We start from the raw sequence: 4,836 nt of genomic DNA, 5'->3' as shown, positions 1-4,836 counted from the left end.
GTCAGACACTTCCCTATCAACTGACACACCGCCATCGCGAGCAAGCTCGCTCCCACAGGTTTTGAGCGTTTATGCGGTCACCGCCTGCTCCTCAAGTTGGCCATTTTCGATACGCACATGTCGCGGATGGAAACGTTTCAAGCTGCTTCGATGGCCGACGCTAACGATACTCAGGCCCGGCAACTGGTCGATCAAGGCCTGGTACAGCGTCGCTTCGTCTTCCTCGTCCATCGCCGACGTGGCTTCGTCCATGTACAACCATAACGGCGCGTAAAGCAAAGCGCGGGCGAACGCCAGGCGTTGTTGCTCGCCGGGCGAGAGCATGCGCTGCCAGTGGTTGCTTTCGTCCAACCGCGAAACCAGGTGCGGCAGGCGACAGGTTTCCAGGACCTGTGCATAACGCTCGTTGGGGTAGACGTCGCCGGCTTGTGGATAACTCAGCACTTCGCGCAGGCTGCCAATCGGCAAGTAAGGCTTTTGTGGCAGGAACAGATAACGGGCCGACGGCAGCCGAATGCTGCCATGCCCGGCGGGCCACAAATGCCCCATCGCCCGCAGCAACGTGGACTTGCCGCTGCCGGAACGACCGCTGAGCATCACCCGCTCGCCGGGTTCGACGTCCAGCTCGGCATGGGTCAGCAAATGGCGACCATCGCTCAGGTCCAGCCCGAGGTTGCGCACTTTCAGCCCGTTACCCTGGTTCTGCACATCGATGGCCGGCACGCGGTCTTCGTTGTCACTCATCGCCTGACGGAAACTCAGCAAGCGGTCACAGGTGGCGCGCCACGCGGCAAGATCGGAATAAGCGCTGATGAACCAGCTGAAATTCTCCTGCACATTACCGAACGCCGAGTTGATCTGCATGAGCTCGCCGAGCTGGATCTTGCCCGCGAAATAACGCGGGGCGGCAACAATGAACGGGAAGATGATTGCGATCTGGCCGTAGCCGGACGTGAAAAAAGTCAGGCGCTTGGACACCCGCATGATGTCCCAGAAGTTATGCCAGACCAGGCCGAAACGACCGCTCAAGCGACGATTCTCGTTGGGCTCCCCGCCATACAACGCAATGCTCTCGGCGTTTTCGCGCACCCGTACCATGGAAAAACGCAGGTCGGCTTCGAAGCGCTGCTGGTTGTTGTTCAGGCCGATCAGGCGGCGGCCGATCAGGTGTGTCAGCCAACTGCCCACCGCCGCGTACACCAACGCGCACCAGAACATGTAGCCGGGAATGGTGTAGCCAAACACCTCGATGCTGCCCGACACGCCCCACAAGATGATCGAGAACGACACCAGGCTGACCACGGTGCGCAGCAACCCCAAGCCCAGGCTCAAGGTGTTGGTGGTAAAACTGTTGAGGTCCTCGGAAATCCGCTGGTCCGGGTTATCGGTATAGCCGCCCTGCTCCAGCCGGTAGTAATTCTTGTCACCGAGCCAACGGGCGAAGTGCTGCTCTGTGAGCCAGGCCCGCCAGCGAATGGTGAGCATTTGCGTGAGGTACAAACGATACACGGCGCCGAGAATCGCCACCGCCGCGATGCCGCAGAAATACAGGATCAACTGCCAGAACGCCTCGCTGTTCTTCTCTTGCAAGGCGTTATAGAAATCCTTGTACCAGCTGTTGATCCACACCGAGATCGCCACGCTGAACAACGACAGCGCAATCACGGCGATCAACAGCGTCCAGGCCTTGCCCTTCTCCTCACTGCGCCAGTATGGCGTGGTCATCTGCCAGACACGGCGGAAAAACTGGCCGCGCACCGCGTCATTGACCGCGGAATATTCAGCGTTCTGATTCATGGTTAAGGCTCAATAGAGGAAAGTCTCGGGCCGATCTTAAAGCAACGGCCCGATATGTCGCGAGGGTGGACAGCATTCGTTCAGCGCAGGTTCAGCGACGCACAGGACGTTTCTGCAATTTGCGCTGCAAGGTCCGCCGGTGCATGCCCAGGGCGCGGGCCGTGGCGGAGATGTTGCCTTCGTGCTCGGTCAACACCCGCTGGATGTGTTCCCATTGCAGGCGATCCACCGACATGGGGTTTTCCGGCACCAGGGTGTCGAGGTCGGCGTGTTCGGATAGCAGCGCGGCCAGCACGTCATCGGCGTCGGCCGGCTTGCACAGATAATTGCAGGCACCGCGCTTGATGGCTTCGACCGCGGTGGCGATGCTCGAATAACCGGTGAGGATCACCACGCGCATCTCCGGGTCCAGCTCCAGCAGCTTGGGCAACAATACCAGGCCGGAGTCGCCGTCCATCTTCAGGTCGAGGGCGGCATAGTCCGGCAGATCGGCCTGGGCAATGGTCAGGCCCTCTTCGGCGGAGCCGGCGGTGCTGACCCGAAAACCGCGACGGGACATGGCCCGGGCCATGACCCGGGTGAAGGTGGCGTCGTCATCCACCAGCAGCAGGTGCGGCAGTTCTTCGCCGTCGACTTGGATCTCGTCACTCATATTCGTCTCCTCGGTCGGCATGGGGCAGGCGCAGCTCGGTGAGCGTGCCGCCTTCCTCATGGGGGTAGAGTTTCACCGAGCCGCCGGCGCGTGTCACGCTGGCCTTGCTCAAAAACAGGCCCAGGCCGAAACCTTTGCCCTTGGTGGTGAAAAACGGTTTGCCGATCTGCTCGGCAATCGCCAGCGGCACACCGGCGCCGTGGTCGCGGATGCAGATCGTCAGTTCATAGGCATCCCAGTCCAATACCACTTCCAAGCCTTCGGGGCAGGCGTCGGCGGCATTGTTCAGCAGATTCAGCAGCGCTTGGGTCAAGTCCGGCGGCGGCGCCATGCGCGGCACCGTGCCCTTGCCCAGGCACTGGAAGCGGTAACTGGCTTCGGGGCGCATCAGGTGCCAGCGGTTCAGGGCATCGTCGAGCCAGAACGTGACCGCCTGCATGTCGATGTCCAACCGGCGATTGGCCTCGGCGGCGCGTACCAGGTATTGCAGGGTCTCCTTGCAGAGCTTGACCTGGTCCTGCAGCACGCTGAGGTCTTCCTGCAACGCCGGGTCTTTGTGGTCCTGGCGCATTTCCTTGAGCAGCACGCTCATGGTCGCCAGCGGTGTGCCCAACTCGTGGGCGGCGCCGGCGGCCTGGGTCGCCACGGCCAGCAGTTGCTCGTCCCGCAGGCCTTCTTCGCGGCGAATGGCCCGCAGCTCTTCCTGGCGGCGCAGCTCCTCGGCCATGCGCGCGGCAAAGAAGGTGATGACCGCGGCGGCCAGGGCGAAGCTCAACCACATGCCGTAGATCTGCAGGTTTTCCCGGGCGATGGGGAAGGTTTCCAGCGGATAGAACCGCGCCAGCAACAAGGTGTACAGCGCCAGGGCGATGCCAGACAGGATCAGCGAAAACCGCCACGGCAACGTCACGGCAGCGATGGTCAGCGGCACCAGGTAATAAGAGACGAAGGGGTTGGTGGAGCCACCGGAGAAATACAGCAGCGCGCTGTGGATAAACAGGTCGCAGGCCAGTTGCACGGCGTATTCAAGTTCGGTCACTGGCCATGAGGTGCGCAGGCGAATCGCCGTCAACGCGCAGAGTACGCTGGAGAAAACCAGGGTAATCGCCAATTGCAGCCAGGGCAGCGGCAGCAGGTCGAACCAATAGGCAAGCCCCACGGAGCCGGCCTGGGCCGCGAGGACCAGAATGCGGATAAACGTCAGGCGCCAGAGGTTCTGGCGAGAAGCGGAAGTCATTTGCAAAGGGGCGAGCATGAGCTCTCCTGATGAGCGCTCCAGGCGGATCGCACGGAGTATAACCAACGCACGGCGGGCAGAGGCAGATATGCGGCAAAGCGCCACAGCCCTGAAATGGCACACCGACCATTGTGGCGAGGGGATTTATCCCCGCTGGGGCGCGAAGCGGCCCCCAAAAAGGTCAGGCACCACGCCGAGCTGGGGCATGGCAATTCTGGGACTGCTACGCAGTCCAGTGGGGATAAATCCCCTCGCCACAGAAAGCCCTTCACCGAGCTGATCTGTATAGAAGTTGTAACTGTGCGAACCGCACCATAAACGCTAGAGTCTTATCGTTCACGCAGGCCCGGAACCTACACCCCTGCGCATCATCCCAAGGAGCTTTCATGCACACGTTCAGTCGCCCCGCCGCCCTGCTCGCCCTCAGCCTCGGCACCGTCGCCAGCCTGCCGGCCCTGGCCGCCGACGAGCTTCATTACAACCAGATCTCCCTGCGCGCCGAAGCCAGCCAGGAAGTGGCCCGCGACCTGATGATCGTCACCCTCTACACCGAGGAACAGAACACCGACCCGGCCAAGCTCGCCGCCGCCGTCAGCACCACCCTGAATAAAGCCATAGGCCAGGCCAAACAGGTCAAGGGCATCAACCTGAGCCAGGGCAGCCGCAACAGCTACCCGATCTACGACAACAAAGGCGGGAAAATCACCGGCTGGCGCGAACGCGCCGAGCTGCGCCTGGAAAGCGCCGACTTCGCCGCCCTGTCCAAACTCACTGGCGAGTTGCTCACCGACATGAAAATGGCCGGCATGGACTTCGCCATCGCCACCGCCACTCGCCAGACCAGCGAAGACGCCCTGCTCAAGGACGCCGTCAACGCCTTCAAGGCCCGCGCCCAACTCGCCACCGAAGCCCTGGGCGGCAAGGGCTACAAGATCGTCAACCTGAACTTCAACACCAACGGCTACCCACAACCGTACATGCGCCCGCAGATGATGATGAAAGCGGCGTCCATGGATGCCGAGTCGGTGACGCCTGAAGTGGAAGCGGGCACCAGCAAAGTGACGATGACCGCGGATGGGGTTGTTGAGGTGTTGATGCAGTAACGTTGGCGGTTGGTTCAGCCAGCTCGCTTACTGGCTGAACCACAAAA

Annotated in this window: 4 protein-coding genes; 1 reads left to right on the top strand and 3 read right to left on the bottom strand. The window is 61.7% G+C overall.

The features are described from left to right. Positions 1-69: 69 nt before the first annotated feature. The 3 genes from OC610_RS21285 to OC610_RS21275 all read right to left on the bottom strand — a co-directional run bounded on the left by OC610_RS21285 (position 70) and on the right by OC610_RS21275 (position 3,704). On the bottom strand, positions 70-1,797 hold the full coding sequence (locus OC610_RS21285; RefSeq protein WP_264430542.1) for an ABC transporter ATP-binding protein/permease: 1,728 nt from the start codon (positions 1,795-1,797) through the stop codon (positions 70-72). Positions 1,798-1,888: 91 nt separating this feature from the next. Then, positions 1,889-2,449 carry a response regulator transcription factor gene (locus OC610_RS21280; RefSeq protein WP_003177957.1) on the bottom strand — a complete coding sequence of 187 codons (561 nt, stop codon included), beginning with the start codon at positions 2,447-2,449 and terminating at the stop codon, positions 1,889-1,891. Then, complete coding sequence (locus tag OC610_RS21275) at positions 2,442-3,704, bottom strand: ATP-binding protein (protein ID WP_030139829.1); 1,263 nt, start codon at positions 3,702-3,704, stop codon at positions 2,442-2,444. The genes OC610_RS21280 and OC610_RS21275 overlap by 8 nt, the downstream gene beginning before the upstream one ends. 368 nt (positions 3,705-4,072) lie before the next feature. Here OC610_RS21275 and OC610_RS21270 point away from each other — a divergent pair, with 368 nt between their 5' ends. Beyond that, a complete protein-coding gene (locus tag OC610_RS21270) occupies positions 4,073-4,789 on the top strand; it encodes an SIMPL domain-containing protein (RefSeq protein WP_264430532.1) in 717 nt (238 codons plus the stop codon). Positions 4,790-4,836 lie beyond the last annotated feature (47 nt).

Source organism: Pseudomonas agronomica (assembly GCF_025917275.1).
Taxonomy (GTDB): Bacteria; Pseudomonadota; Gammaproteobacteria; order Pseudomonadales; family Pseudomonadaceae; genus Aquipseudomonas; species Aquipseudomonas agronomica.
The sequence above is the reverse complement of the archived record's forward strand: the minus strand, read 5'-3'. Positions and strand labels throughout refer to the sequence as shown.

Coding starts and splice junctions, on each gene's coding strand:
- OC610_RS21285 (WP_264430542.1), bottom strand. CDS start 1,797: ATGAATCAGAACGCTGAATATTCCGCGGTCAATGACGCGGTGCGCGGC.
- OC610_RS21280 (WP_003177957.1), bottom strand. CDS start 2,449: ATGAGTGACGAGATCCAAGTCGACGGCGAAGAACTGCCGCACCTGCTG.
- OC610_RS21275 (WP_030139829.1), bottom strand. CDS start 3,704: ATGCTCGCCCCTTTGCAAATGACTTCCGCTTCTCGCCAGAACCTCTGG.
- OC610_RS21270 (WP_264430532.1), top strand. CDS start 4,073: ATGCACACGTTCAGTCGCCCCGCCGCCCTGCTCGCCCTCAGCCTCGGC.